Source organism: Streptomyces sp. NBC_00435, assembly GCF_036014235.1.
In the GTDB taxonomy this organism is placed as follows: Bacteria; Actinomycetota; Actinomycetes; order Streptomycetales; family Streptomycetaceae; genus Streptomyces.
Genome location: NZ_CP107924.1, coordinates 5,097,674 through 5,123,871 on the forward strand (window position 1 = coordinate 5,097,674; position 26,198 = coordinate 5,123,871).

Consider the following 26,198-nt stretch of genomic DNA (forward strand, 5'->3'; position numbering starts at 1 on the left):
GAATCAGAAGCGGCGGGTGATGAGGGCCCGCTTCACTTCCTGGATCGCCTTGGTGACCTCGATGCCGCGGGGGCACGCGTCGGTGCAGTTGAAGGTCGTGCGGCAGCGCCACACGCCGTCCTTGTCGTTCAGGATCTCCAGCCGCTGCTCGCCGGCCTCGTCACGCGAGTCGAAGATGAAGCGGTGCGCGTTGACGATCGCCGCCGGGCCGAAGTACTGGCCGTCGTTCCAGAACACCGGGCACGAGGACGTGCACGCGGCGCACAGGATGCACTTGGTGGTGTCGTCGAAGCGCTCGCGGTCCTCGGCGGACTGCAGGCGCTCGCGCGTCGGCTCGTTGCCCTTGGTGACCAGGAACGGCATGACGTCCCGGTACGCCTGGAAGAAGGGCTCCATGTCGACGACGAGGTCCTTCATCACCGTCAGGCCCTTGATGGCCTCGACGGTGATCGGCTTCTCCGGGTTGATGTCCTTGATCAGCGTCTTGCAGGCGAGCCTGTTCTTGCCGTTGATCCGCATCGCGTCGGAGCCGCAGATGCCGTGCGCGCACGAGCGGCGGAAGGTCAGCGTGCCGTCGAGGTCCCACTTGATCTTGTGGAGACCGTCGAGCACGCGCTCCTTCGGGTCGATCTCGATCTGGAAGTCCTGCCACTGCGACTCGTCCGAGATCTCAGGGTTGAAGCGGCGGATCCGGAACGTGACCGTGATGAACGGCGAGGCGGCGGCCGCCGCCTCCATCGCGTCCGTCTTGGACAGGGTGGGGGTGGCCATCAGTACTTACGCTCCATCGGCTGGTAGCGGGTGACGACGACGGGCTTGTAGTCCAGGCGGACCGAGTCCTGGCCGTCGGCGCCGACCTCGCGGTACGCCATGGTGTGGCGCATGAAGTTGACGTCGTCGCGGTTCGGGTAGTCCTCGCGGTAGTGACCGCCGCGGGACTCCTTGCGCGCCAGCGCGGACACGGCCATGACCTCGGCCAGGTCGAGCAGGTTGCCCAGCTCGATGGCTTCCAGCAGGTCCGTGTTGAAGCGCTTGCCCTTGTCCTGGACGGACACGTTCTTGTAGCGCTCGCGCAGCTCCGCGATCTTCTCGACCGCCGTCTTGATCGTCTGCTCGGTGCGGAACACCATCACGCAGGCGTCCATCGTCTCCTGGAGCTCCAGGCGCAGGTCGGCGACCCGCTCGTTGCCCGTGGAGGCACGCAGGTGCTCGACCTGGTCGATGACCTGCTGCGCCGGGTTCTCGGGCAGCTCGACGTAGTCGTGGGCGTGGGCGTACGCGGCGGCCGCGATGCCCGAACGCTTGCCGAAGACGTTGATGTCCAGCAGCGAGTTGGTGCCCAGGCGGTTCGCGCCGTGCACCGACACGCACGCGACCTCGCCGGCCGCGTACAGGCCCGGGACGACGGTGGTGTTGTCCATGAGGACCTCACCCTCGACGTTGGTCGGGATGCCGCCCATGGCGTAGTGCGCGGTGGGCTGGATCGGGATCGGGTCCGTGTACGGCTCGATGCCCAGGTAGGTGCGCGCGAACTCGGTGATGTCCGGGAGCTTCGCGTCGAGCTGCTCCGGCGGCAGGTGCGTCAGGTCCAGGTACACGTGGTCACCGGCCGGACCGCAGCCGCGGCCCTCACGGATCTCGGTGTAGATGGAGCGCGAGACGACGTCACGGGACGCGAGGTCCTTCATGACCGGCGCGTACTTCTCCATGAAGCGCTCGCCGTCCTTGTTGCGGAGGATGCCGCCCTCACCGCGGGCGCCCTCCGTCAGCAGGATGCCCATGCGCCAGATGCCCGTCGGGTGGAACTGGAAGAACTCCATGTCCTCCAGCGGCAGGCCGCGGCGGTAGCAGGCCGCCTGGCCGTCACCCGTGAGGGTGTGCGCGTTGGAGGTCACCTTGAAGAACTTGCCGGTGCCGCCGGAGGCGTAGATGACGGACTTCGCCTGGAACACGTGGATCTCGCCGGTGGCGAGCTCGTAAGCGACCACGCCGGCCGACTTCTTGACGCCGTCCTCCTCGACCAGGAGCTGGTCCAGGACGTAGAACTCGTTGAAGAACTCCACGCCCTCCTTGACACAGTTCTGGTAGAGCGTCTGGAGGATCATGTGACCGGTGCGGTCCGCGGCGTAGCAGGACCGGCGGACCGGCGCCTCACCGTGGTTGCGGGAGTGTCCGCCGAAGCGGCGCTGGTCGATGGTGCCGTCCGGGGTGCGGTTGAACGGCAGGCCCATCTTCTCGAGGTCGAGGACCGCGTCGATGGCCTCCTTCGCCAGGATCTCGGCGGCGTCCTGGTCGACCAGGTAGTCACCGCCCTTGACCGTGTCGAAGGTGTGCCACTCCCAGTTGTCGTCCTCCACGTTGGCGAGCGCGGCGGCCATGCCGCCCTGCGCGGCGCCCGTGTGGGAGCGGGTGGGGTAGAGCTTGGTCAGCACGGCGGTGCGGCTGCGCTTCGTCGACTCGATGGCGGCGCGCATGCCTGCGCCGCCCGCCCCGACGATGACGGTGTCGTACTTGTGGATCTTCATTGGTTTCGCCTCAGCCCCGTTGCCTAGCGGATGTTCGGGTCGAAGGTGAAGATCACCAGCGTGCCCAGAAGAATGGTGAACACCGTGGCGGTGTAGAGCAGGCCCTTGAGCCACAGCCGCGTATTGGCGCGCTCCGCGTAGTCGTTGATGACGGTACGCAGACCGTTCGCGCCGTGCAGCATCGCGAGCCACAGCATGAGCAGGTCCCAGCCCTGCCAGAACGGGGAGGCCCAGCGGCCCGCCACGAAGGCGAAGCCGATCTTGGACACACCGCCGTCCAGGACGAGCTGGATCAGCAGGTGGCCGATGACCAGGACGACGAGCACGATGCCCGAGAGGCGCATGAAGAGCCACGCGACCATCTCGAAGTTGCCGCGGGTCGAGCGCGGGGTCTTGCTGGTGCGCTTGCGCGGGGCCTCGATGTACGGCGCCGGGTTGTCGACGTCGTACAGGGAGACGGCCTCGACGCCGCTGATGGCCTGAGCGGGAGAAGTGTCAGAAGACATGCGTGTCACTTCCCGAACAGTTCGAGGTAGGCGTGGTGCAGGACGGGGTAAACGGCCCCGGCCATCAGCACGATCCAAACGCCCACGACGGTCCAGAGCATCTGCTTCTGGTAGCGCGGGCCCTTGGACCAGAAGTCCACGGCGATGACACGGAGACCGTTGAGCGCGTGGAAGAGGATTGCGGCGACGAGGCCGTATTCCAGCAGCGCGACGATCGGCGTCTTGTAGGTAGCCACGACATCGTCGTACGCCTCGGGGGAGACGCGGACGAGAGCGGTGTCGAGGACGTGTACGAACAGGAAGAAGAAAATGAGGACGCCGGTGACTCGATGAGCCACCCAGGACCACATTCCTTCCCGGCCGCGGTACAACGTTCCAGCCGGCACGGAAAACCCTCCGGAAGCGGGGCGGGGGCCAGCCGGCTTCTTTGTCGGTCGGGCCCGGCCGGGTACGGTCCTCCGGCCCCGGACATCGTAGCGACGCTTTGTCGGTTCCCTCGCGCGGGGGCCATCGGTGTGATCAAACAGGCACGGACGGACTATCCCACAGGGGCGAATAGCCCGAATTCGGCAGCAGATACCCCATCTGCCGAGGTCAGCCAGTGTGTCAGGTCGGCCAGCCTGGCCTGCGCGACGCGACGGAGTTCGTCCGCGGAAATCGCGCGCTCCTCGTCCACCTCCAGGGCCATCCGCCGCCGGATCGCGGCGAGCAGCTGGTCCGCCTGCTCCTCCGGGGTGTGCCCGTCGAGGCAGATCACGAAGGCGTGACCGAAGGTCCGCTCGTACTCCGCGTGGGCCGCGTCGAGCGCGAGCAGCGCGGCGTACGCGGCCCCGTGCTCGAGCTCCGGCGGGAACTCGCAGGTCAGCGCCTCGGAGAGGTCGGCCTGGGAAAGGTCGTACGAGGCTTCGTCCGCGGCGGCGCGTAGCGCGCCGAAGTCTGGGTATGGGCGGTGGGCGGCCACCCGGTGGGCCCAGCGCCGGCTGCCGCAGCAGTGCAGCAGGGCGGCATGGGCGGCTTCGGGGGACAGGGCGTTGAACCGCGCGAGCCCTGAGCCGTGGGAAGGGTCGGAGCCTCCGCGGGCCTGTGCCGGAAGGTGGCTGGACAGCGGGGGGCTCCTCGTGGCGTGGCGCGGGTGTCCCGCCACGCTATCTACGCGGAGCCGGGTGTGTCGTACCCATCCCGGGTTTTCACCCGGAAGTGAGCCGAAAGGATGACGGGATCCCATGTGGGAGCGTGTGCGGGGCCGCCCGGGATGCCGGGGCGGGACCGTGGGCATGATGACCCGGAAAGGGGAGGGCGACCGAGGCCGCCACCCCCCACAGGAGAGGCCCCGGCCGCCATCCGTCACGGACTCGTGCGACAAGCCCGTACCCATGTCAGCGTCCTGAGTGCGTTTTGTGTCACACCTCGCTCCGCGCAGGAATGGTTGCTCGTTGTACAACTCGTGGACGAAGGTGCTTGAAAGCCGTAACGTGCTGATTTGCGCCACACATACAGGACAGTGAACGGGTTGGGGACTTTGCTGGGGGACGACGCGGAGCTGACCACCGCGGTGCTCGCGGCACAAGACGGCGACGAGATCGCGTTCCGTTCTGTGTACCGCGCCGTGCACCCGCGCCTGCTCGGATACGTCCGCACGCTCGTCGGAGACGGTGACGCGGAGGACGTCACCTCCGAGGCCTGGCTGCAGATCGCCCGCGACCTCGACTCCTTCACCGGTGACGCCGACCGCTTCCGCGGCTGGGCCGCCCGAATAGCCCGCAACCGCGCCCTGGACCACATACGGATGCGCGGCCGCCGCCCCGCCGTCGGCGGGGACGAGACGGAGCTGACGGGACACGCCGCCGAGTCCGACACCGCCGGCGAGGCCATGGAGTCCCTCTCCACCTGCCGCACGATGGAACTCATAGCCCAGCTCCCGCAGGACCAGGCCGAGGCCGTCGTCCTGCGCGTGGTCGTCGGCCTGGACGCCAAGAGCGCCGCCGAGACGCTCGGCAAGCGCCCCGGCGCGGTACGCACCGCCGCGCACCGGGGCCTGAAGAAACTGGCCGAGCTGCTCGGCGCCGAGGACGGCTTCGAGCCCGACTCCGGCATCGGCTCCGGACCGGGCTCCGGAGCGGGCCGCACCCTCGGCGATAATGGCGGAGGCCGGGCGCTGGGCGCCGGGGGAGGGCGGGATCTCGACGCCGTACCCGCGCAGCGCGGCCACGGCGGGGGCTTCGTAGAACAAACCGGTGTGACGCATTCACGTTGGCGGACGCAGAAGGACATGTGATGGCCGACGAGCGCGACAGGTGGCTGGACAAGGCCGCGGCGGAGAGACTGCTGCGCGGCGAACCGGTCGCACCTGGCGCCGAGCACCGCTCCCGAGCCCGGGCCGAGCGGCTGCGCGCCGCCCTCGACGCACTGGCCGAGCCACCGCCGGCGGTTGCCGGGGGGACGCCCGGAGAGCTGCGCGGCGAGGCCGCCGCGCTGGCCGCCTTCCGCGCGGCGCGGGGTTCCGTGCTCCCGGAAGAGGTCTCGGGCGCCGAGCTGTTCGCCTCCGTGGACACGGTGGTCGAGCTCAGCCCGCCGTCCACCGCCGCCGGATCCGCTTCCCGTGAGCCGTACGGCCCCGGACGCGCCCGCGGCCCCGCTCCGGCTTCCCTTTCCGGCGCCCGACGCGGCCGGCCGGTCCGCTTCGCCCTCGCGGCGGCCCTGGCGAGCGTCGCCGTGGGCGGCCTGGCGGCCGCCGCGGGCGCGGGCCTGCTCGACCGGGACGCCCGGGACACCGCGGGCCACGCACCCGCCGTTTCGGTGAGCGCCGGCTCCTCCGCGGAGTTCTCGGAAGGGGACGTGCGCCGGGCGCCGGTCCCGCCACCCAGCACCATCGCGCCCTACGGCGGCGGGAGTCCGGGCGCCAGCCCGGCCCCGGGCACCACCCCGGGCGCGGAGGGACGTACGCCGTCCCCGGGTGAGGGCGGCGCCGCGGCGGGCGGCGGCGTCACGGCGGGGCCGACCGCCAACGGTGCCACCGGTGAGAAGGACGACAGGGGCGGCAAGGGCCGCCTGCGCCCGGACGGCTCCGACGGGGGAACGGACGGCACCGGCGACAAGGACCGCGAGGGCCGGAACCGGGCGGTGGAGCTGTGCCGGGACTACCGCGCGGGCAAGCTCGACGAGGACCGGCGCGAGAAGCTCGTGCGCCTCGCCAAGGGCCTGCTGCGGATCCCGCGCTACTGCCAGGGGGTGCTCGACCTGACCACCATCGGCGGAATCGTGCCCGGCGGCGCGCCGGGCACGGCGCCCGGCCGGGACTCCTCGGCGCCGGCGCCGACCCTGGCCCCCGCCCTGCCGCGGCTGTCATCCGTAGAGGTGACCGGCCGCCAGGGCGCGGACGCCTCCTCGGGCCGGCGCTGACACGGCTGCGGCCAGCCCCACCCCGGGACGGAGGGACCGGGTACCGGACAGCGTCCGAAAACAGCTCCTGACCCGGCTGTAACACTTTTCGAACCGGTGGCGCAGTACATAACGAGCCGACTGGTCATCGGCCGCGCATGAGCCGGGGTTCCCCCCGTACCCCTGGGCTCTGCGCAACTGGCGCGGGCGGGATTCGTTCCCCCGATCCCGCCCGCGCCCTCAACTGCGGACCCCGGCGCCCACCGGTGACGGGCACTCACTCACCGGCGGACGACGCCGGGCGCTCACCAGTAGACGACGACCTTGTCGCCGACGCGGACCGCGTCGAACAGTGCCGCCAGCTTGGCCTTGTCCCGGACGTTCACGCAGCCGTGCGAGGCGCCGGCGTAACCGCGGGCGGCGAAGTCCGCCGAGTAGTGCACGGCCTGGCCGCGGCTGAAGAACATCGAGTACGGCATCGGCGTGTGGTACAGCGTCGAGACCCAGTCCTTCTGCTTCGAGTCCACCTTGAACTCGCCCTCGCGGGTCGGGGTGTTCTCCGAGCCGAAGCGCACGTCCAGCGTGGAGACGACCTTCCCGTCGATCATCCAGGCGAGGGTGCGGCTCTCCTTGCTGATGCACATGACCCGGCCCGTCATACAACGCGGGTCAGGCGCGTCGGCCTCGTTCTGGGTCGGCGGGCGCAGCTCGTCGGCGGTCGGCTTCTTGGTGAGGGCCTGGATCTTCTTCCAGGTGGGCTCGTCCACGCCGCCGGTGGCGGAGAGTCCCTGCTTCGACTGGAAGGACTTGACCGCGGCGGTGGTCTTCGAACCGTAGAAGCCGGTCGGAGCGACCGACATCAGCTTGAGCTGGCGCAAGCGGGCCTGGAGTTCGCGCACCAGGTCGCTGTCGTCACCGTTCGCCATGACCTGCTTGACGGTCGGGGAGGGCGAGGCGGAAGTGGACGGTGAAGGCGACGGGGAGGCGGACGGCGAGGCGTCGCCGGGCTTGCCGTCCGTGGACGGCGAGGCATCGGGGCTGGTGACCGCCGTGGGCGATGCGGGAGCCGAGGAGCCGGAGCCCGAGGACTCCGCCTTCTGCGGTCCGCAGGCGGTCGCGGCGAGCGCGACGGCGGTGGCCAGGCCCAGTGCGCGGATTATGACTTTCTGACGGTGCATTGCAGTCCCCCGGTTTCTATGACGTGTACCTAGGTGATGCCTGGCGGGCGTGGACAGTTGCAGGAAGGGCCGCGCTGTTGCGCCATTGTGACCAGCGGCCGTCGAGGGGACGTTTTACCAGTCCCGGGCCCCCCGGTGCGACGGGGCGGCGGGAGGCCGGTGCCCACACTGTGAAATGAGGTGGCGGGACAGGTGCGTCTGCGTGGGACACTCCTGGACATGCTGGGTGTCACAGATCTTCCGACGTATCTCGCCGGCCTCGTGCTGATCATTTTGCTGCCGGGTCCGAACTCGCTCTACGTGCTGTCCGTCGCCGCGCGCGGCGGGGTGCGCGAGGGGTACAAGGCCGCCTGCGGGGTGTTCACCGGGGACGCCCTGCTGATGACCCTGGCCGCGGTCGGCGCCGGAGCCCTGCTGCAGACCAGCCCGATGCTGTTCGGCATCGTCAAACTGCTCGGCGCCGGGTACCTGACCTGGCTCGCCGTCGGCATGCTGCGCGGCGCGTGGACCATGTGGCGCACGCGCCGCGCGCGCGCCGTGGAGGCGGCCGCGGCCGCCGTGGAGGCCGGGGCCTCGGCCGGCGACACGGAGCGGCGGCCCTACCGGCGGGCGCTGCTGATCAGCGTGTTCAACCCGAAGGCCATCCTCTTCCTGATGTCCTTCTTCGTGCAGTTCGTGGACCCGGCCTACGCCTACCCGGCCCTGTCCTTCCTGCTGTTGGGCGGCCTGCTGCAGATCGGCAGCTTCCTCTACCTGACCACGCTGATATTCGGCGGGGACCGCCTGGCGGCCGCCTTCCGACGGCGCAAGCGGCTCGCCGCCGGCGCCAGTTCGGCGGCGGGCGTGTTGTTCCTGGGCTTCGCGGCGAAGCTCGCGGTCAGCTGACGACCCGGCGCAGCAGCCGGGCCATCCGCCGGGCCGAACGGCTGCGGGGCAGGAAGGACAGCTGCGCCGGGATGCCGCCGGGCAGTCCCAGCGCGGTCAGCCGGCGGCGCGTGAAGTAGCGCCAGGTGCGCGGGGTCAGGTTCCCGGCCAGCCAGCGCTCGGCCTCCGCGCGGCGCGCCGCCAGGATCTGCGGCTGCATCGTGAAGCCCACAGCCGTGAGCAGGCCGGCCAGCTCGGCCGCGACCCGTTCGGGCCCCGGCGGGGCCCAGGAACGTACGGCCGGCGCGTCCGCGAGGTCCGGCAGCAGGGCGTCGGCCACGGCCAGCGGGATCCGGTTGCTGTTGGGGTACGGGGACAGGCGCGCGAGCACGGCCTGCGTACCGGTCCGGGCGACCGGGAGCCCGTACAGGGTGGCGGCGGTCAGCAGGCCGGTGGAGAAGCAGCCGACGACCAGGGCCGGGCGCAGCCGCTCGAACAGGGTCTCGGCGAGCACCGGGGTGTTCAGCACGGTGAGCCGGACTCCGAGCCGCCGCGCCTCCTCCTGCGCCCGGCGCGCGTAGGCGGCGGGGGCGCTGGGGTGCGGTTTGAAGACCAGCTCGCGGTGGCCCAGCGCGTGCGCGCCCCGGACCATCTCCACGTGCAGTTCCTCCTCCTCGCGGGCCGGCACGAGGTCGAGTGCGGACAGGTACTGGCCGAGCAGCAGCGCCGGGGCCTCGCCCGCGGACACCGGCTCCGGCACCTCGAGCTCCGCGACGGCCTTGACGAAGGCGGCTGCCGGGATCACCTCGGCCCGCACCCCGAACTCGGTCAGCAGCAGCGGCTCCAGACCCGGTACGAGGTCCAGGTGCAGCACCCGCCGTACGCGCATGCCGATCGCGGGGTCGAGCCGGAAGCGGGTGGGACCGTAGCTCATCAGCCCGTCGGCGTAGACGTCGACGGCCGCGCCGGGGAAGAGCCGGCACAGGCTCTGGGCGGGCGGGACCTGCAGCGACTCCACGACGAGCTCGACGCGGTCGGCGCCCAGGCCCCAGGAGGCACGCAGCTGCCGTTCCCACAGCGGGACGTCCTCGGCGCGCGGGCTCCAGGTGCTGGGGTGCTGCGGCGCGATGACGGCGTTCCAGTCGAGCACCTCGTCGAAGCGGGTGCGCAGGGCGGCGAAGCCGGGCGCGGTGGTCAGGCCGGGGGTGATCTCGGCGGTGACGGAGTGGTTGCTGGTCAGCAGGATCCGGCGGCCGGCGGGCGGGAAGGCGTCCGAGTCGAGGGCGGCGGCGAGGGTGGCCGTGCCGTAGAGGGTGGAGGCCAGGAAGATCTGGGTGACGCTCATGCCGTCACCCCGGCGGGGGTGGCCGCAGCCGCAGGAGCGGCGGTGCGGGTGGCGCGGGCGCGTCGGCGCAGGCGGCGGAGCAGGCCGGCGCGGTCGGCGTCCATCGAGTCCAGGGCCCGGTCCAGGACGTCCTGGGGCATCGTGCCGAGGGCGGCGGCGCTCAGCGAGCGGAGCTTTCTGGCCACGGGGGCTTCGAACCTCTCGATGGACCCGATGTGGTGCGCGATAATTGCGCAGTATGTTCGTACGGCTTTCGGCAGAAGAAGATCGGATTCGTGGTCGGCGGCCGTTTCCGACAGAACTTGATCGAATGCTCGAATGAAATCGAGCTGACGCTCGTCCCCGATTTGCGTCAGTGAGGTGGAAACCCCGCGACGGTAGAAGATTCCGGGCAGACCCACCGGCGCGAAGGACTCCGCCTCCCGGTGCAGCCGCCAGATCCACGGCCGGTCCTCCGCCGTCCGCAGACCGTCCGTGAAGTGCAGCAGCCCGCGGTCCAGCAGTCGCCGGTGGTACATCCCCGCCCAGGCGTACGGATAGTCCACCGAGGTCGTGCGCCCGGCGGGCAGGATGGCGCCGCGCGGATCGGCCACGACCGACTCCGGACCGAAGGGCACGCGCTGCACACTGCGGGTCCTGCCCGTGCACTGGACATGGTCGGTACGGACGAAGTCGCAGTTCAGAGCCTCGATGGCGGCCAGCGTGCGGGCCAGGTGCCCCGGCGCCAGCCAGTCGTCCCCGTCCAGGAAGGCGATGTACTCGCCGCGGGCGGCGTCCAGACCGGTGTTCCGCGCCGTCGCCAGGCCGCCGTTGCGCCCGTGTCTGAGGTGCACGGCGCCGGGCAGCTCGCGCGCCGCCCGCTCCAGGAGCGCGGGCGTCCCGTCCGTCGAGCGGTCGTCGACGAGCAGGAACTCGAAATCGTCCCGGGCATTGAGTTCGAGGCTTTTCAGGGCATCCGGCGCGTATGTCTGCACGTTGAAGAACGGCACGACAACAGAGAGCTTGAGCACTCGCGAGACATTAGGGCGCTGCTCGGCATTCACTGTGGCCCGGACGCGGATTCCATGTGAACGACGAACGGCGGGCGCGTTAACCCGGACGCTTTCGCATTTCGTCGACGGGCTGTTAACCCGCTGTTGTGCGCTCGTTGGGCCGATCACCGAAAAGGCGGAATAACTTCTGCCGGGTGCCAGCAAGCAACCGCCCGGCCCAACGGGCCGTCCTCCGTGTGGCCGTACTCGCCGATTCCGACACCCGGTGGAAGTGGGGAGCGCTCACCGCGCGCCGCCTCTCCCCGGAACCCGACTCCGTCCACCTGACCGGATACCTGCTGCGCGGACGGGCCACCCCCACCGCGCGCCAGCTCGGCGAGGTCGGCGTCCAGGCGGACCGGCTCACCGAGGTGACCTGCGCCGGGTTCCTCGCGGAACTGTCCGCGCCGGACCGGCCGCCGTACGACGTGGTCGTCCTCGCACTGGTAGGGGGAGCCGTGCAGGCCGTCCTGCACGGGGCGCGGGCCCTGTGGCCCGGACCGGGCGCCAGGCCGGTGTTCGTCACCGGGTACGTCGGAGTCGTCTACGAGAAACTCGCCGACGGCCTGCTGCTGCGGCACGGGGCCGACCTGGTCCTGGCCAACTCCCGGCACGACGCGGGACGGTTCCGCGCGGTGTACGGGGGAGTGGGGGCGGACGCCCGGGCCGTCGTGGAGACGGCACTGCCCTTCCTCGACGGGGCGCCCTACGAGCCCGCCACCGCCGCGCCCCACCGGGTCGTCTTCGCGGTCCAGCCCTCGGTGCCGCAGGCCCGGGCCGACCGCCTCTACCTGCTCCGGCGCGCCGCGGAACACGCCCGGCTGCACCCGGAGCGGGAGGTGCTGATCAAACTGCGCAGCCGCCCCGGGGAGCACACCACGCACCTGGAGGAGCTCCCGTACCAGCGCCTCGTGGAGCGGCTGCCGGGCGGACTCCCCTCCAACTGCCGTCTGGTGTACGGGAACATGGGCGAGGTCCTGGACACCACGGACCTGCTGGTCACCGTCTCCTCCACGGCGGCCCTGGAATCCCTGCACCGCGGCATCCCGACGGCCGTCCTGACCGACCTCGGCATCCGCGAGACCCTCGGCAACCACCACTTCCTGGGCTCGGGCTGCCTGGCCTCCTGGACCCAGCTCGACGAGGGCCTGCTCCCGGAGGGCGACCCGGGCTGGCTGTCCGACCAGGGCGTGGGCGGGGGCGCGGGCGGCGGCGTGCGGGACGTGCACGCCGCCGCGCGGGCCCGGCTGCGCGAGCTGCTGGCGGAGCCCGGGCTGCCGGCCCTGGCCCCGTACTACACGCGGGACACCGCGCCGGGGTACCTGCCCGGGATCCTGGCCCGGCACCACCTCGACCCCGACGGGAGACCGCTGCCCGGCGCGGTCCGCACGGACGCGGGGGAGTCCCGGCTGCGCCGCCGGCTTCGCGCGCACCTGCGCGAAGCGGCCCGGGGCGCGTACCGGCACGGCGTCCAGCGCGTCGCGCCGGTCATCCGCCGCCTGGGGGAGCTGTGAGCCCCCGCCCGGCCCGCCCGGGCGGTGTCCGTACGGACCCTCCCGCGGCCGCGCTGTCCGGGGCCCGGGGGCGGGACGTGCCCAGGGTGCTCGCCGTGATCCCCGCGCGCGGGGGCTCCAAGGGCGTGCCCGGCAAGAACCTGGCCGACGTCGGCGGGATGCCGCTCGTCGTACGGGCCGTGCGGGCCTGCCTGGGGGCCGGGAGCGTCACCGACGTCCTGGTGTCCACCGACTCCGAGGAGATCGGCGCCGCCGCCCGCGGGGCCGGGGCCGTGGTGCTGCGGCGGCCCGCCGGGATCTCCGGAGACACCGCCACCAGCGAGGCCGCCCTGCTGCACGCGCTCGACGCCTTCGAGGAGCTGCACTCGGTCACCGTCGACGTGGTCCTCCTCGTGCAGTGCACCAGCCCCTTCGTCACCGCCTCCGACGTGGAGTCCGTCGCCGCCGCCGTCGCCTCGGGCGGGGCCGACTCCGCGCTCACCGCCGCTCCCTTCCACGGCTTCCTCTGGCGGGCGGCCCCCGACGGCTCCGGGACCGGGGTCAACCACGACACCTCGTACCGTCCCCGCCGCCAGGACCGGCCCCAGGACCTGCTGGAGACCGGCGCCGCCTACGCCATGGACGCCGCCGGCTTCCGGGCCGCCCGCCACCGCTTCTTCGGGCGGACCGTCCCCGTGGCGACCGATCCGGCCCGGGTGCTGGAGATCGACGACCCCCACGACCTGGCCCGCGCCCGCGCACTCGTGCCGGTACTCACTGCGGAGCCGGCTCCCGATCCGGCTCCCGATCCCGATCCCGATCCGGAGCCGGCTCCCGCTCCCGTGCTCACCGCGGTACCTCCCGCACGCCCCACACCCCTCGTACCTCCCGCACGCCCCGCACCCCTCGCACCTCCCACACCCCTCGCACCCCCCGTACCGAAGGACAGCCCTGCCATGACGGTCACCCCCGCCCCCCGCCTCCGCGCCTTCGGCTCGCGCACCGCCGGCCCCGGCCGCCCCGTCTACGTCGTCGGCGAGATCGGCATCAACCACAACGGCGACCTCGGCAACGCCTTCGCCCTCATCGACGCCGCCGCCGAGGCCGGCTGCGACGCCGTGAAGTTCCAGAAGCGCACCCCCGAGATCTGCACCCCCCGCGACCAGTGGGACATCGAGCGCGACACCCCCTGGGGCCGGATGACCTACATCGACTACCGCCACCGCGTGGAGTTCGGCGAGGCCGAGTACCTCGCCATCGACGAGCACTGCGCCAAGCGCGGCATCGACTGGTTCGCCTCCCCGTGGGACACCGAGGCCGTCGCCTTCCTGGAGAAGTTCGACGTCCCCGCGCACAAGGTCGCCTCCGCCTCGCTGACCGACGACGAGCTGCTGCTCGCGCTGCGCGCCACCGGCCGCACCGTCGTCCTCTCCACGGGCATGTCCACCCCGAAGCAGATCCGGCACGCGGTGGAGGTGCTCGGCAGCGACAACATCCTGCTCTGCCACGCCACCTCGACGTACCCGGCCAGGGCCGAGGAGCTGAACCTGAGGGTCATCAACACCCTGCGGGAGGAGTACCCGAACGTTCCCATCGGCTACTCCGGCCACGAGACGGGCCTGCAGACCACCCTGGCGGCCGTGGCGCTCGGCGCCTGCTTCGTCGAGCGGCACATCACCCTCGACCGGGCGATGTGGGGCTCCGACCAGGCGGCCTCCGTCGAGCCCGGAGGCCTGACCCGCCTCGTCCGCGACATCCGCACCATCGAGACGGCGCTGGGCGACGGGGTCAAGCGGGTGTACGAGTCCGAGCTCGGCCCGATGAAGAAGCTCCGCCGGGTCCAGGGCGAGCCCGCCACCGTCTGACCGGGCCCCCGGGCGTGCCGCCGCGCGGTGCGGAGGCCCCTACCCGCCCTCCGCCCGTTCCCCGGCCGCGCCCGGACCCCCTGGGGCCGCGGCCCCAGGCGACGGCGGCGCGCGACGGACTCGTACGGATCGCCGATCGTTCCATTCCGCCCTCTCCCGAGGAGTACGTGGTGACCCCCTCAGCCTCCGCACCCACCCCCGCCCTGGCTTTCGTGGAGAGCCCGGTCCAGCTCCTCAACGTCCTGGAGTGGGCACACGCACAGCGCACCGGGCTGCTCGGCGCCGTCCCGCGCCAGCCCGGCCGGGGGACCGGAGCGGGGCCCGCGTCGCCCCCCGCCGCCGCGGTCCGGATCGTCGTGCTCCCGCCCACCGACCCCATGTCCCGCGGCCAGCTGCGCCGGATGGCGGGGCTGGCCCGGGACGAGGGCCACGAGGTCCGCTGGCAGGAGGCGCGCGGCGGCCGCTTCGCACCGGTCAGGGCGCTCACCGCACTGGCCCGCGAGGTCCGGGCGGCGCGGCGGGTGGTCCTGGGGGATCCGTTCTCCCGCTACGTCCAGCTGCTGCTCACCCTCGTCCGGGCCGAGGAGCTCGTCGTGGTCGACGACGGCACCGCCACCATGGAGTTCGTCGCCCAGACGGCCCGCGGCGAGCGCCTCGTGCGCTGGCACCGGGTGGGCGGCGGCGGCCTCCCGGGCCGGCTGCGCGAGCTGGCGTACGCACCGGTCTCGGCGACGGCCCGGCGGCGGTTCACCCCGGGCCCCGGCTCCGGCCGCCGCGTCGAGGTGTTCACCTCGATGCCGGTCACCGCGCACGGTGCGATGACCGTCCGGCTCAACGACTTCGCGTGGACCCGCTCCCGCTTCGGCCCGCCGCGCCTGACCAAGGGCACCGACCTGGTCGGGACCTCGCTGGTGGAGACCGGTGTGGTCGACGCGGACCGCTACCGGGACGCGGTGCGCGCCCTGACCCTGGAACACGGCGCCACCCGGTACTTCGCCCACCGCCGGGAGTCCCCGGAGAAGCTGCGCGCGCTGAGCGAGGCGACCGGGCTGGAGATCGTACGCCCGGACCTGCCGCTGGAGCTGATCGCGCGACGGGGCCCGGTCGGCCGGACGATCGTCAGCTTCCCGTCCACGGTCGTCCACACGCTGCCGTACGCCCTGATCGGCACCGGCGTGACCGTGGCCGTATGCGATGTGGATCCGGGCTGGCTCACCCCGGCCGCCTCGGACCGGGCCCGCGGTTTTCTCGCCGGGGTCACCGACACGGCCCGTGATGTGCACAGACTTCCTGCTCAGGCGGCTCCGGCGGCCGGATGAGCGCGCGAGTTTACCCCCGCTCACATCCGGTCATGCGTCCAGAGGCCGGGTTTCTTTCCCCTAACGGCATGAACTTTTGGTGATCTCCAGCCAGTTGACCCATGGGTGGGCCTACCCTTAAACGGGTGAACCAGTTGATGTCCCGCGAGTCCCAGACCGCCCTGCCCGGCACGCCCGACCGGCCCGAGCTGCCCGGCAAGCTTCCGGACCACCTGCGTGCCGAACTGATCGACTTCCGCCGGGACTTGCACATGCACCCCGAGCTAGGGCACCACGAGTTCCGCACCACGGCGGCGATCAAGGCCCGACTGGAGAAGGCGGGCCTGCGGCCGAGGGTGCTGAAGTCGGGCACCGGGCTCATCTGTGACGTCGGGACCTGGGACGGGGTGCGTCCCATGCTCGCCCTGCGCGCGGACATCGACGCCCTGCCGATCCCGGATGCCAAGACGCACGTCTCGTACCGCTCGACCGTCCCGGACCGGGCCCACGCCTGCGGCCACGACGTGCACACCGCCGTCGTCCTCGGCGCCGGCCTCGTGCTGGCCGAGCTCGACCGCCAGGGTCTGCTGCCCCGGCCGGTGCGGCTGCTCTTCCAGCCCGCCGAGGAGGTGCTGCCGGGCGGTGCGACCGAGGCCATCGACTCCGGGGTGCTGGACGGGGTCGGCAAGATCATCGCCGTGCACTGCGACCCCCGGGTCGACGCCGGCCGGATCGGTCTGCGCAGCGGGCCCATCACCTCGGCCTGCGACCGCCTGGAGGTCACCCTCGCCGGCCCGGGCGGGCACACCGCCCGCCCGCACCTGACCACCGACCTCGTGACGGCGGCCGCCCGGCTCGCCCTGGACCTGCCGGCCGTGCTGGCCAAGCGGATGGACGCCCGCTCGGGCATGTCGGTCACCTGGGGCCGGATCGAGGCCGGCCACGCCTGCAACGTGATCCCGATGCACGCGGAACTGTCCGGAACCGTTCGGTGCCTGGACCTGAACTCCTGGCACGAGGCCCCCGACCAGATCCACGCGGTCATCGACGAGATCGCGTCGATGCACCGGGCCAAGTCGGAGATCACCTACGTCCGCGGAGTGCCCCCGGTCGTCAACGACACGGTGGTCACGGAACTGCTGCGCGAGGCGATGATTGCCCGGCGCGGCGCCGATTCGGTCGAGGACACCGAGCAGAGCCTGGGCGGCGAGGACTTCTCCTGGTACCTGGAGCACGTGCCCGGAGCCATGGCGCGCCTGGGTGTCCGTACGCCCGGCGACACCGCGAAGCGGGATCTGCACCGGGGTGACTTCGATGTGGACGAGGCCGCGATCGGGGTCGGCGTGGAGTTCTTCACGGCCGCCGCGCTGCTCGACGGCCGGCCGGCCGAAGGGCGGCGCGCCAGGCTCACGGGGTCGGCTGGGTAGAAGTTCTTACCCCATCGGCGGATGATCCGGCGGGCGCGTCCAGCCCTTGGTACGCACGGGCTGGGCGCGTCGGCAGTTACCAATCGGTCACTGTCTGGTTCACGACGATCCGATAACGACTCATGAACGGGCCTTTAACTGACATCTACGCGCGTTACGATCGCGGCGAAACCAGCGCCGGTCGTGGCGCTTCGGTCAGGTTTTGAAGGAGCCTCCCCTTGCGCCGGATCACCAGGATCGCCACCGTGGGCATCGCGTCCGCGGCGCTGGCCCTCTCGGCCACCGCCTGTGGCGGTAAGAAGTCCTCGGACACGTCCGCCGACTCCACCTCGAAGGAGCAGTCCGCCGCCATCGCGTACGACGTCGGTGGCCGCGGCGACCAGTCGTTCAACGACGCCGCGTACGCGGGTCTGGAGAAGGCCCAGAAGGACCTCCAGATCAAGGTCGCCCAGGCGGAGCCCACCGACGGCGAGGGTGAGGCCGACAAGGTCCAGCGCCTCACCGAGCTGGCCCGCAAGGGCAACAACCCGGTCATCGGCGTCGGCTTCGCCTACGCGCCGGCCATCAAGAAGGTCGCCGAGAAGTACCCGAACACCACGTTCGGCATCATCGACGACACCTCGGTGACCGCGAAGAACATCGCCAACCTCGTCTTCAACGAGGAGCAGGGCTCCTACCTGGCCGGCGTCGCCGCCGCCAAGGCGTCCAAGACCGGCACGGTCGGCTTCATCGGCGGTGTCGAGGTTCCGCTGATCAAGAAGTTCGAGGCGGGCTTCACCCAGGGCGTCAAGGACACCAACCCGAACGCCAAGGTGCTCACCCAGTACCTGACCCAGCCGCCGAACTTCGACGGTTTCTCCAAGCCCGACCTGGGCAAGGCCGCGGCCGAGGGCCAGCTCGACAAGGGCGCCGACGTGGTCTACTCGGCCGCCGGTCTGGCCGGCTCCGGTGCCATCGAGGCCACCGCCGCCAAGGGCAAGTGGGCCATCGGCGTCGACTCGGACCAGTACAACCAGGCCGGTCTGGCGAAGTACAAGGACCACATCCTGACCTCGGTCACCAAGCAGGTCTCGCAGTCCGTCTACAACCTGATCAAGTCGGTCAAGGACGGCAAGCCCGAGTCCGGTGAGGTCCGCTACGGCCTCGACAAGGACGGCGTCGGCCTGGCCGACTCCAACCCCGAGTACAAGAAGATGACGGACCTCGTCGCCGCGGTCGAGAAGGCGAAGGCCGACATCATCGCCAAGAAGATCGAGGTCAAGACCGCGCCGTAAGGCTTGGTCCGACCTGCGACAAGCACGGTCTCCGGGGTCCGGGAAGCGGTCTCTATCGCTCCCGGGCCCCGATCCGTGTCACGTGGTTTCATGTGATCTTGTGGCCGGTTGGCCGCAAGTTTTCACTCTCGACAGTGCTACGCGCGTAGAAGCATCGTGGACGCGATACTTTCTCTCCCCGCCCTGTCCCCCTCCCTGCCTTCAGCTCCTTCCGCGCCAAGGAGAGTGCGTCATCAACGCGTCCAGCCCGCCCCCCGCCGTAGAACTGCACGGCATCACCAAGCGCTTCCCCGGCGTCGTCGCCAACAAGGACATCGCGATCACCGTCCGCAAGGGCACGGTCCACGCCCTCGTCGGTGAGAACGGCGCCGGCAAGTCGACCCTGATGAAGATCCTCTACGGCATGCAGAAGCCGGACGAGGGCACCATCGCCATCGACGGGGAGCAGGTCTCCTTCCACAGCCCCGGCGATGCCATCGCCCGCGGCATCGGCATGGTGCACCAGCACTTCATGCTCGCCGACAACCTCACCGTCCTGGAGAACGTGGTTCTCGGCGGCGAGAAGCTCTACGGCATCGGCGCGAAGGCCCGTAAGAAGATCAGGGAGATCTCGGACGCGTACGGCCTCGGCGTGCGTCCCGACGCCCTGGTCGAGGACCTCGGCGTCGCCGACCGGCAGCGCGTGGAGATCCTCAAGGTCCTCTACCGCGGCGCGAAGATCCTCATCCTCGACGAGCCGACCGCGGTGCTCGTGCCGCAGGAGGTGGACGCCCTCTTCGACAACCTGCGCGAGCTCAAGTCCGAGGGCCTGACCGTCATCTTCATCTCGCACAAGCTGGGCGAGGTCCTGAAGGTCGCCGACGACATCACCGTCATCCGGCGCGGCACCACGGTCGGCACCGCCGACCCGCGCACCACCACGACCAAGCAGCTCGCCGAGTTGATGGTCGGTTCCGAACTGCCGTCGCCCGAGACCCGCGAGTCCACGGTGACCACCACCCCGATGCTCCGGGTCGACGGCCTGACCGTCGCCGAGGGGGGCCCGGTCGTCGCCACGGAGGACACCGCGCGCACGCCGGGCCTGCCGGACGCCAACCTCTCCGACAACGCGGTCGCCGGCCGTCTGCTGCTCGACGGGATCGGCTTCACGATCCACAAGGGCGAGATCCTCGGCATCGCGGGCGTCGAGGGCAACGGCCAGACCGAGCTCATCGAGGCCCTCATGGGCATGCTGACCCCCGACGCGGGCGTCATCACCCTCGACGGCGCCGACATCACCAGGGCCCCGGTGCGCAAGCGCCGTGAGGGCGGCATCGGCTACATCCCCGAGGACCGCCACCGGCACGGCCTGCTGCTGGAGTCCTCGCTCTGGGAGAACCGCATCCTCGGCCACGTCACCGAGAGCCCCAACTCCAAGCGCGGCATCCTCGACCTGAAGGCCGCCCGCAAGGACACCGAGCGGATCGTGCGCGAGTACGACGTGCGCACCCCCGGCATCGAGGTCACCGCGGCCTCGCTCTCCGGCGGCAACCAGCAGAAGCTGATCGTCGGCCGCGAGATGAGCCACAACCCGAAGTTCCTCATCGCCGCCCACCCCACCCGCGGTGTGGACGTCGGTGCTCAGGCGCAGATCTGGGACGCGATCCGCGAGGCCCGCCGCGAGGGTCTGGCCGTCCTGCTGATCTCCGCCGACCTGGACGAGCTCATCGGCCTGTCCGACACCCTGCGGGTCATCTACCGCGGCCGTCTGGTCGCCGACGCGGACCCCGCGACCGTCACCCCGGAGGAGCTCGGCACCGCCATGACGGGCGCCGCCACCGGGCACCTGGAAGCCACCGACAACCACTCCGCCGCCGGCACGGAAACCCGTACCGACTCCCCGGAGGACGAGGCCCGATGAAGAAACTCGACAAGGACCGGCTGCTCCTCGGCATCGCCGGGCCCGCGCTCGCGCTGGTCGCCGCCTTCGCGCTGACCATGATCGTGCTGGGCGCGACGGGCATCGACCCGATCGAACCGCTGCGCCTGATGGTGGAGAACGCCGGCTACGAGGACGTACAGATCCTCATCGTGAACCAGGCGGGCACGTACTACCTGGCCGCCCTGGCCGTGGCCATCGGCTTCCGGATGAACCTCTTCAACATCGGCGTCGACGGCCAGTACCGCCTCGCCGCGATGATCTCCGCGGTGGTCGGCACGGCCGTGGCCCTGCCCGGTCCGCTGCACATCCTGCTGATCGTGGTCGTCGCCATGCTGACCGGTGCCTTCTGGGCCGGTATCGCCGGTGTCCTGAAGGCCAAGCGAGGGGTCAGCGAGGTCGTCTCCACGATCATGCTGAACGCCATCGCGACGAGCCTGATCGCCTGGCTGATCCTGCCGAAGAACCTCGGTGTCCAGCCGGCCGGCTCCAACGACCTGACCACCGGCGAGATCGCCTCGTCCGGCTGGTTCCCGGCGCTCTCGCTCGGTGACGGCCTGGAGATCTACGGCTTCACCTTCGTGGCCTTCGCGCTGGGCATCGTCTACTGGTTCGGTCTGAACCGGACCCGCTTCGGCTTCGACCTGCGTGCCACCGGCGCCAGCGAGTCCGCCGCCCAGGCCTCCGGTGTGGACGCCAAGAAGATGATCATCACCTCGATGCTGATCTCGGGCGCCGTCGCCGGCCTCTCCGGCATGCCGCAGCTGCTGGGCGAGACCCACACGTACAACCTGTCCTTCCCGGTCGGAGTCGGCTTCACCGGCATCACCATCGCGCTGCTCGGACGCAACAGCCCGGTCGGCATCTTCTTCGCCGCGTTCCTGATGGCCTTCATCGACAAGGCCTCGGCCTCGCTCGACCAGGCCGGGTACGCCAAGGAAATCGGCACGATCATGAAGGGCCTGATCGTGATCGCGGTCGTCGTGTCCTACGAGCTCGTCCGCCGCTACGGGATCCGGCGCCAGCAGCAGAAGGTCGGCGAGGAACTCGCCGCCGGCGGCGCCATCAAGACCGACAAGGAGGTCGCGGCGTGAGCACCAGCACCGTTTCCGCGACGAACGCCGCCCCCAAGAAGCAGGGCGGCCGCACGAAGCTGACCCTCCCGTGGATCATGCTGATCATCGCGGGCGGCCTCGCGCTGATCTCGCTGGTCCGCGTGATCAGCGGCGCCGACGACCTGACCTCGATCGGCCAGGTCTCGGGCGCGCTCTCGCTCGCCGTGCCGATCGGCCTCGCCGGACTCGGCGGCCTGTGGGCCGAGCGCGCGGGCGTCGTCAACATCGGCCTCGAGGGCATGATGATCCTCGGCACCTGGTTCGGTGCCTGGGCCGGCTACCAGTGGGGTCCGTGGACCGGCGTCGTCGCCGGCATCATCGGCGGTGCCATCGGCGGCCTGCTGCACGCGATCATCACGATCACCTTCAACGTCAACCACATCGTCTCCGGCGTGGCCGTCAACATCCTGGCGCTGGGCTTCACCCAGTACCTGTCGAACTTCACCTTCGCCGACGCGCCCGGCGGCTCCTCCAAGCAGTCCCCGCGCGTCGAGCCGATCTACGAGATCACGGTGCCGGGGCTGTCGCCCTGGATGGAGACCCTCCAGGGCAAGCACTGGTTCTTCGTCTCCGACCTCGCGGGCGTCGTCGGTGGCCTGGTCACCGGCCTGTCGCTGCTGACCGTCCTCGCGCTGCTGCTGATCCCCGGCACCTGGTGGGTGCTGTGGCGCACCACGTTCGGCCTGCGGCTGCGCTCCTGCGGCGAGAACCCGATCGCCGCCGAATCGCTCGGCGTCAACGTCTACAAGTACAAGTACATCGCCGTGATCGTCTCGGGCGGCCTCGCGGGCCTGGGCGGCGTGTTCCTGTCGATCGTGGCCAGCCCGATCTACCAGGAGGGCCAGACCGGCGGCCGCGGTTACATCGGTCTCGCCGCGATGATCTTCGGTAACTGGATGCCGGGCGGCATGGCACTGGGCGCCGGACTGTTCGGCTTCACCGACAGCCTCAAGCTGCGCGGCGGCGCCGAGAACGTCCACGCGATGCTGCTGCTCATCGCCATCCTGCTCGTCCTGGTCGTGGCCTGGCAGATCTACAAGAAGCGCTACGTACCGGCCGCGGTCTCGGCGGTCTTCGCCGTACTGCTGTTCCTCTGGTACGCGCTGACCGACGCGGTGCCCAGCCAGTTCGTGGACGCCGCCCCGTACCTGACCACGCTGCTGGTGCTCGCGCTGTCCGCGCAGCGCCTGCGGATGCCCAAGGCGGACGGCATGCCGTACCGCAAGGGCCAGGGCAAGTGACGACGGCGCGGACCGTGGACTGGGAGGCCCTGCGTACGGCCGCACGGGAGGCCATGTCCCGCGCGTACGCCCCGTACTCGGGCTTCCCGGTCGGCGTCGCGGCGCTGGTCGACGACGGCCGTACCGTCGTCGGCTGCAACGTCGAGAACGCGAGCTACGGGCTCGGCCTGTGCGCCGAGTGCGGTCTGGTCTCCTCCCTCCAGGCCACGGGCGGCGGCCGCCTGACGCACTTCACGTGCGTGGACGGCAAGGGCGAGATCCTCGTCCCGTGCGGGCGCTGCCGACAACTGCTGTTCGAGTTCGGCGGCCCCGAACTCCAGGTGGAGACGCCGGAAGGCGTCCTGTCGCTCTCCGCGATGCTGCCGCAGGCCTTCGGGCCGGACCATCTGAGATAGCTTCGACGGCCCTTCGCCCCTGCCGGGCGGAGGGCCGCCGTCCTTCCCGGGACCGGCGAACCCGGTTACCCCTCTCCTCTCTCTATGCGCGTAGAAGGAAGCACTTCCATGGACGTCATCTCCGTCATCCGCACCAAGCGGGACCGCGGTGAACTGAGCCCCGAGCAGATCGACTGGGTCATCGACGCGTACACGCGCGGCGTGGTCGCCGACGAGCAGATGTCGGCGCTGGCCATGGCCATCCTGCTCAACGGCATGAACCGGACCGAGATCGCCCGCTGGACCGCCGCGATGATCGCGAGTGGCGAGCGGATGAACTTCGACTCGCTCTCCCGTCCCACCGCGGACAAGCACTCCACGGGCGGCGTCGGCGACAAGATCACGCTGCCGCTGGCCCCGCTCGTCGCCGCCTGCGGCGCGGCCGTACCGCAGCTCTCCGGCCGCGGCCTCGGCCACACCGGCGGCACCCTGGACAAGCTCGAGTCCATCCCCGGCTGGCGCGCGCTGCTCTCCAACGAGGAGATGCTGCACGTACTGGACACCACCGGCGCGGTGATCTGCGCGGCGGGCGACGGGCTGGCCCCCGCCGACAAGAAGCTGTACGCGCTGCGCGACGTGACGGGCACCGTCGAGGCGATCCCGCTGATCGCCTCCTCGATCATGTCCAAGAAGATCGCCGAGGGCACCGGCTCCCTCGTCCTGGACGTGAAGGTCGGCACCGGCGCCTTCATGAAGAACATCGAGGACGCGCGCGAGCTGGCGCGCACCATGGTGGGCCTGGGCACCGACTCGGGCGTCAAGACGGTCGCCCTGCTCACCGACATGTCCACCCCGCTCGGCCTGACGGCCGGCAACGCGCTGGAGATCCGCGAGTCGGTCGAGGTCCTGGCGGGCGGCGGCCCCTCGGACGTGGTCGAGCTGACCCTGGCCCTGGCCCGGGAGATGCTGGACGCGGCGGGCATCAAGGACGCCGACCCGGCGAAGGCGCTGGCCGACGGCTCCGCGATGGACGTGTGGCGCCGGATGATCGCCGCGCAGGGCGGCGACCCGGACGCGGCGCTGCCGGTGGCGCGCGAGCGGCACGTGGTCACGGCCCCGTCCTCGGGCGTGCTGACCCGGCTGGACGCGTACGGGGTGGGTGTGGGCGCCTGGCGCCTGGGCGCCGGCCGCGCGCGCAAGGAGGACCCGGTGCAGGCGGGCGCGGGCATCGAGCTGCACGCGAAGCCGGGCGACACGGTCACGGCGGGCCAGCCCCTGATGACCCTGCACACGGACACCCCGGAGAAGTTCGACTACGCCCTCGCGGCGCTGGACGGCACCTTCGACATCGCGGCGGCGGGCACGGCCTTCTCCGCCACGCCGATCGTCCTGGACCGCATCGCCTGACCTGCGATTCCCTTTCGGGTGAACGGGACCGGTGGACGCCCACCGGTCCCGTTCCGCATGCTGGGACCGGTGACGAAGCGAGATCACCTCGAGCCGCCGCACCTCGGCTTCCCCCGGCCGTAGGCGTGTCCTCCGGCCCTACCGATGAGTTCGGGAAGCGCCGAGGGTCTGTCTCATGTGGAGACCAGAACCCTGACCCTCGAGGGGCCGGAGCCGGATACCGACGAGCTGTGCGCACGCGTGCGCGCACTGTGCCGAGACGGTCCCGACGGGGTGGTGTGCGAAGCGACAGGATCCGTCGCACCCACCCTCGCGACCGTCCAGGCCCTCGCCCGTGCAGCGCTGACCGCCCGGCGCCTCGGCGTGCCCCTTCGCGTCACCGGGGCCGGCCCGGCCCTACGCGCCCTGCTGGACCTCGTAGGACTCGTCGAGCTGCTCGGGCAGGCCGAAGAGCGGGAACCACCGGGCGGTGTCCAGGAAGGCGTTGAGCCCGACGATCTTCCCGTCTGAGACCTCCAGCACCTGGAGCGCCCACGGGCTCCAGCCCGGCTGCCCGTCCTCGCGCGGCCGGTACTGGCCGAAGGCCGGCATCCCGTTCGCCGTGGTCGGAAGCAGTCGCGAGCCCTTGCAGCCGATGCCCTGGTTCAGGTGCCAGGCGGCGATGTCCTCGTGCCCCTGGAGCCACAGGTCGAACGGCGGCATCGACAGCACCGCGTCCTCGTGGAGGAGGGTGGTGAGGCGGGAGATGTCGTACGCCTCGAAGGCGGCCAGGTACTGCTCCAGCAGCTTCGCCTGGTCGCTGTCCAGCGGGTCGGCCGCCTCGCTCTCGCGGATCCGGGTGGCGGCTAGCGTCGCGCGGGCCCGCTGCAGGGCGCTGTTCACCGACGCGACGGTGGTGTCCAGCAGGGTCGCGACCTCGTCCGCCTTCCAGGCCAGCACCTCGCGCAGGATCAGCACCGCCCGCTGCTTGGACGGCAGGTGCTGGAGGGCCGCCACGAAGGCGAGGCGTACGGACTCCTTCGCCAGCGCCATCTCCGCCGGATCGGCGGTCTGCGGCAGCACCCGCCCGTCGGGGACCGGCTCCAGCCAGGTCACCTCGGGCCGCTCGTTGAGCACGGCGGACGCCTGGTGCTGCGGAGCGCTCAGGTCCATCGGCCGGGCCCGCTTGTTCCCCGCGTTCAGCAGGTCCAGGCAGACGTTGGTGGCGATCCGGTACAGCCAGGACCGCAGCGAGGACCGGCCCTCGAACTTGTCGAAGCTCCGCCAGGCACGGATGTACGTGTCCTGCACCGCGTCCTCGGCGTCGAAGGCGGAGCCGAGCATGCGGTAGCAGTAGCCGGTGAGCTCGAAGCGGTACCGGTCCAGCGCCTCGTCCAGCTCCGGTCCGAGCTCAGTCGTTTCGGCCATGTCCACCGCTCCCCCAGGTAGTTCCCGATGCTTCGGAAACTACCGGAGGGGTCTGACAACCGCAGCCCGGCACGCGGTCCGCCCCTGGGCGGTGAACCCGGCGCCAGCCCGGCCCGCACGGCGTCCAGCCGACCGCCGTCGGCGGCGCCGTCGATCCGGTGCCAGCGCGTCCCGGCGTACTGCTCCTCGAGCAGCCCCGCCCCGCCGTGCGCCGCGCTCGCCCGCACCCGCTCCCAGAACCCCTCGTCAGCGGGCCGCAGCTCGTACGCGTCGTCGAACTCGGGATCGCACGGCGAGACCTCGATCGGCTCCGCGAAAATCCCGAGCTCGCGGGTGCGGGCCACGGCGCCCTCGCAGGCCGGGCGGGAGCCGACGTAGACGTACTGGTCCCACCCGACGTGCACGGCGAAGACCTCCCGCGCCCCCCGCGCCGCCTCCAGCCGGCACCAGGCGCCGTGGTCGCGGAGCATGCCGCGTACGAGTTCCAGCGCCACCGGCACCGTCACCTGCGCGCCGTCGTGGAAACCGGTCAGGTCGTCGGGGAACAGTCCG

At 71.2% G+C, this 26,198-nt stretch carries 22 protein-coding genes and 1 pseudogene; 14 read left to right on the plus strand and 9 right to left on the minus strand.

The window, feature by feature from the left end:
- Nucleotides 1–3: 3 nt before the first annotated feature.
- The 5 genes from OG389_RS23520 to OG389_RS23540 form a co-directional block, all read right to left on the minus strand.
- The gene (locus OG389_RS23520) at nucleotides 4–771 is read right to left on the minus strand and encodes a succinate dehydrogenase iron-sulfur subunit (protein ID WP_150518208.1); all 768 of its coding nucleotides are present in this window, start codon (nucleotides 769–771) and stop codon (nucleotides 4–6) included.
- On the minus strand, nucleotides 771–2,525 hold the full coding sequence (gene sdhA / locus OG389_RS23525) for a succinate dehydrogenase flavoprotein subunit (RefSeq protein WP_328300424.1): 1,755 nt from the start codon (nucleotides 2,523–2,525) through the stop codon (nucleotides 771–773). Before sdhA ends, OG389_RS23520 begins: the two co-directional genes overlap by 1 nt.
- A 23-nt stretch (nucleotides 2,526–2,548) precedes the next feature.
- Nucleotides 2,549–3,031, minus strand: a complete 483-nt coding sequence (locus tag OG389_RS23530; RefSeq protein ID WP_328300425.1) for a succinate dehydrogenase hydrophobic membrane anchor subunit — start codon at nucleotides 3,029–3,031, stop codon at nucleotides 2,549–2,551.
- 5 nt (nucleotides 3,032–3,036) lie between these two features.
- Complete coding sequence (sdhC, locus tag OG389_RS23535; RefSeq protein ID WP_215018188.1) at nucleotides 3,037–3,417, minus strand: succinate dehydrogenase, cytochrome b556 subunit; 381 nt, start codon at nucleotides 3,415–3,417, stop codon at nucleotides 3,037–3,039.
- A gap of 152 nt (nucleotides 3,418–3,569) precedes the next feature.
- Nucleotides 3,570–4,175: a 2-oxo-4-hydroxy-4-carboxy-5-ureidoimidazoline decarboxylase gene (locus tag OG389_RS23540; RefSeq protein WP_443059325.1), complete on the minus strand. Its 606-nt coding sequence runs from the start codon at nucleotides 4,173–4,175 to the stop codon at nucleotides 3,570–3,572.
- Between the two features lie 375 nt (nucleotides 4,176–4,550).
- Here OG389_RS23540 and OG389_RS23545 point away from each other — a divergent pair, with 375 nt between their 5' ends.
- Entirely contained in the window at nucleotides 4,551–5,306 is a 756-nt protein-coding gene (locus OG389_RS23545; protein WP_328304018.1) for an RNA polymerase sigma factor, read from the plus strand.
- Nucleotides 5,306–6,430 (plus strand): hypothetical protein, encoded by a 1,125-nt coding sequence (locus OG389_RS23550; protein WP_328300426.1) that lies wholly within the window; start codon nucleotides 5,306–5,308, stop codon nucleotides 6,428–6,430. The genes OG389_RS23545 and OG389_RS23550 overlap by 1 nt, the downstream gene beginning before the upstream one ends.
- A 284-nt stretch (nucleotides 6,431–6,714) precedes the next feature.
- On the opposite strand, the gene OG389_RS23555 is transcribed toward OG389_RS23550, so the two are convergent.
- Entirely contained in the window at nucleotides 6,715–7,587 is an 873-nt protein-coding gene (locus OG389_RS23555) for a L,D-transpeptidase family protein (protein ID WP_328300427.1), read from the minus strand.
- Nucleotides 7,588–7,806: 219 nt separating this feature from the next.
- Here OG389_RS23555 and leuE point away from each other — a divergent pair, with 219 nt between their 5' ends.
- Nucleotides 7,807–8,472, plus strand: coding sequence for a leucine efflux protein LeuE (leuE, locus tag OG389_RS23560; RefSeq protein ID WP_328300428.1), 666 nt, complete (start codon nucleotides 7,807–7,809; stop codon nucleotides 8,470–8,472).
- On the opposite strand, the gene OG389_RS23565 is transcribed toward leuE, so the two are convergent.
- Nucleotides 8,465–9,796, minus strand: coding sequence for a polysialyltransferase family glycosyltransferase (locus tag OG389_RS23565; RefSeq protein WP_328300429.1), 1,332 nt, complete (start codon nucleotides 9,794–9,796; stop codon nucleotides 8,465–8,467). The two genes, leuE and OG389_RS23565, sit on opposite strands and share 8 nt — an antisense overlap.
- Nucleotides 9,793–10,806 (minus strand): glycosyltransferase family 2 protein, encoded by a 1,014-nt coding sequence (locus OG389_RS23570; protein WP_328300430.1) that lies wholly within the window; start codon nucleotides 10,804–10,806, stop codon nucleotides 9,793–9,795. The genes OG389_RS23565 and OG389_RS23570 overlap by 4 nt, the downstream gene beginning before the upstream one ends.
- A 176-nt stretch (nucleotides 10,807–10,982) precedes the next feature.
- Between OG389_RS23570 and OG389_RS23575 the strand changes: the two genes are divergently transcribed.
- The 11 genes and pseudogenes from OG389_RS23575 (at nucleotide 10,983) to OG389_RS23625 (ending at nucleotide 24,239) form a co-directional block, all read left to right on the plus strand.
- Complete coding sequence (locus OG389_RS23575) at nucleotides 10,983–12,341, plus strand: DUF6716 putative glycosyltransferase (protein ID WP_328300431.1); 1,359 nt, start codon at nucleotides 10,983–10,985, stop codon at nucleotides 12,339–12,341.
- Nucleotides 12,342–12,436: 95 nt separating this feature from the next.
- Nucleotides 12,437–12,796, plus strand: a pseudogene (locus OG389_RS23580) (acylneuraminate cytidylyltransferase family protein); the annotation flags it as partial.
- Nucleotides 12,797–13,276: 480 nt separating this feature from the next.
- Entirely contained in the window at nucleotides 13,277–14,185 is a 909-nt protein-coding gene (locus OG389_RS23585; RefSeq protein ID WP_328304020.1) for an N-acetylneuraminate synthase family protein, read from the plus strand.
- Nucleotides 14,186–14,355: 170 nt separating this feature from the next.
- A complete protein-coding gene (locus OG389_RS23590) occupies nucleotides 14,356–15,504 on the plus strand; it encodes a hypothetical protein (RefSeq protein ID WP_328300432.1) in 1,149 nt (382 codons plus the stop codon).
- Nucleotides 15,505–15,641: 137 nt separating this feature from the next.
- Entirely contained in the window at nucleotides 15,642–16,910 is a 1,269-nt protein-coding gene (locus OG389_RS23595; protein WP_328304022.1) for an amidohydrolase, read from the plus strand.
- Between the two features lie 218 nt (nucleotides 16,911–17,128).
- A complete protein-coding gene (locus tag OG389_RS23600) occupies nucleotides 17,129–18,184 on the plus strand; it encodes a BMP family lipoprotein (protein WP_328300433.1) in 1,056 nt (351 codons plus the stop codon).
- A 232-nt stretch (nucleotides 18,185–18,416) separates the two neighbouring features.
- Nucleotides 18,417–20,084 carry an ABC transporter ATP-binding protein gene (locus OG389_RS23605; RefSeq protein ID WP_328304024.1) on the plus strand — a complete coding sequence of 556 codons (1,668 nt, stop codon included), beginning with the start codon at nucleotides 18,417–18,419 and terminating at the stop codon, nucleotides 20,082–20,084.
- Entirely contained in the window at nucleotides 20,081–21,196 is a 1,116-nt protein-coding gene (locus OG389_RS23610; protein WP_328300434.1) for an ABC transporter permease, read from the plus strand. Before OG389_RS23605 ends, OG389_RS23610 begins: the two co-directional genes overlap by 4 nt.
- A complete protein-coding gene (locus tag OG389_RS23615; RefSeq protein ID WP_328300435.1) occupies nucleotides 21,193–22,458 on the plus strand; it encodes an ABC transporter permease in 1,266 nt (421 codons plus the stop codon). Before OG389_RS23610 ends, OG389_RS23615 begins: the two co-directional genes overlap by 4 nt.
- Entirely contained in the window at nucleotides 22,455–22,853 is a 399-nt protein-coding gene (locus tag OG389_RS23620) for a cytidine deaminase (protein ID WP_328300436.1), read from the plus strand. The genes OG389_RS23615 and OG389_RS23620 overlap by 4 nt, the downstream gene beginning before the upstream one ends.
- A 108-nt stretch (nucleotides 22,854–22,961) precedes the next feature.
- The gene (locus tag OG389_RS23625) at nucleotides 22,962–24,239 is read left to right on the plus strand and encodes a thymidine phosphorylase (RefSeq protein ID WP_328300437.1); all 1,278 of its coding nucleotides are present in this window, start codon (nucleotides 22,962–22,964) and stop codon (nucleotides 24,237–24,239) included.
- A gap of 396 nt (nucleotides 24,240–24,635) precedes the next feature.
- Here the strand turns inward: OG389_RS23625 and OG389_RS23630 are convergent, their stop codons facing one another.
- Nucleotides 24,636–25,646 (minus strand): sigma-70 family RNA polymerase sigma factor, encoded by a 1,011-nt coding sequence (locus OG389_RS23630; protein ID WP_328300438.1) that lies wholly within the window; start codon nucleotides 25,644–25,646, stop codon nucleotides 24,636–24,638.
- Between the last annotated feature and the right edge of the window lie 552 nt (nucleotides 25,647–26,198).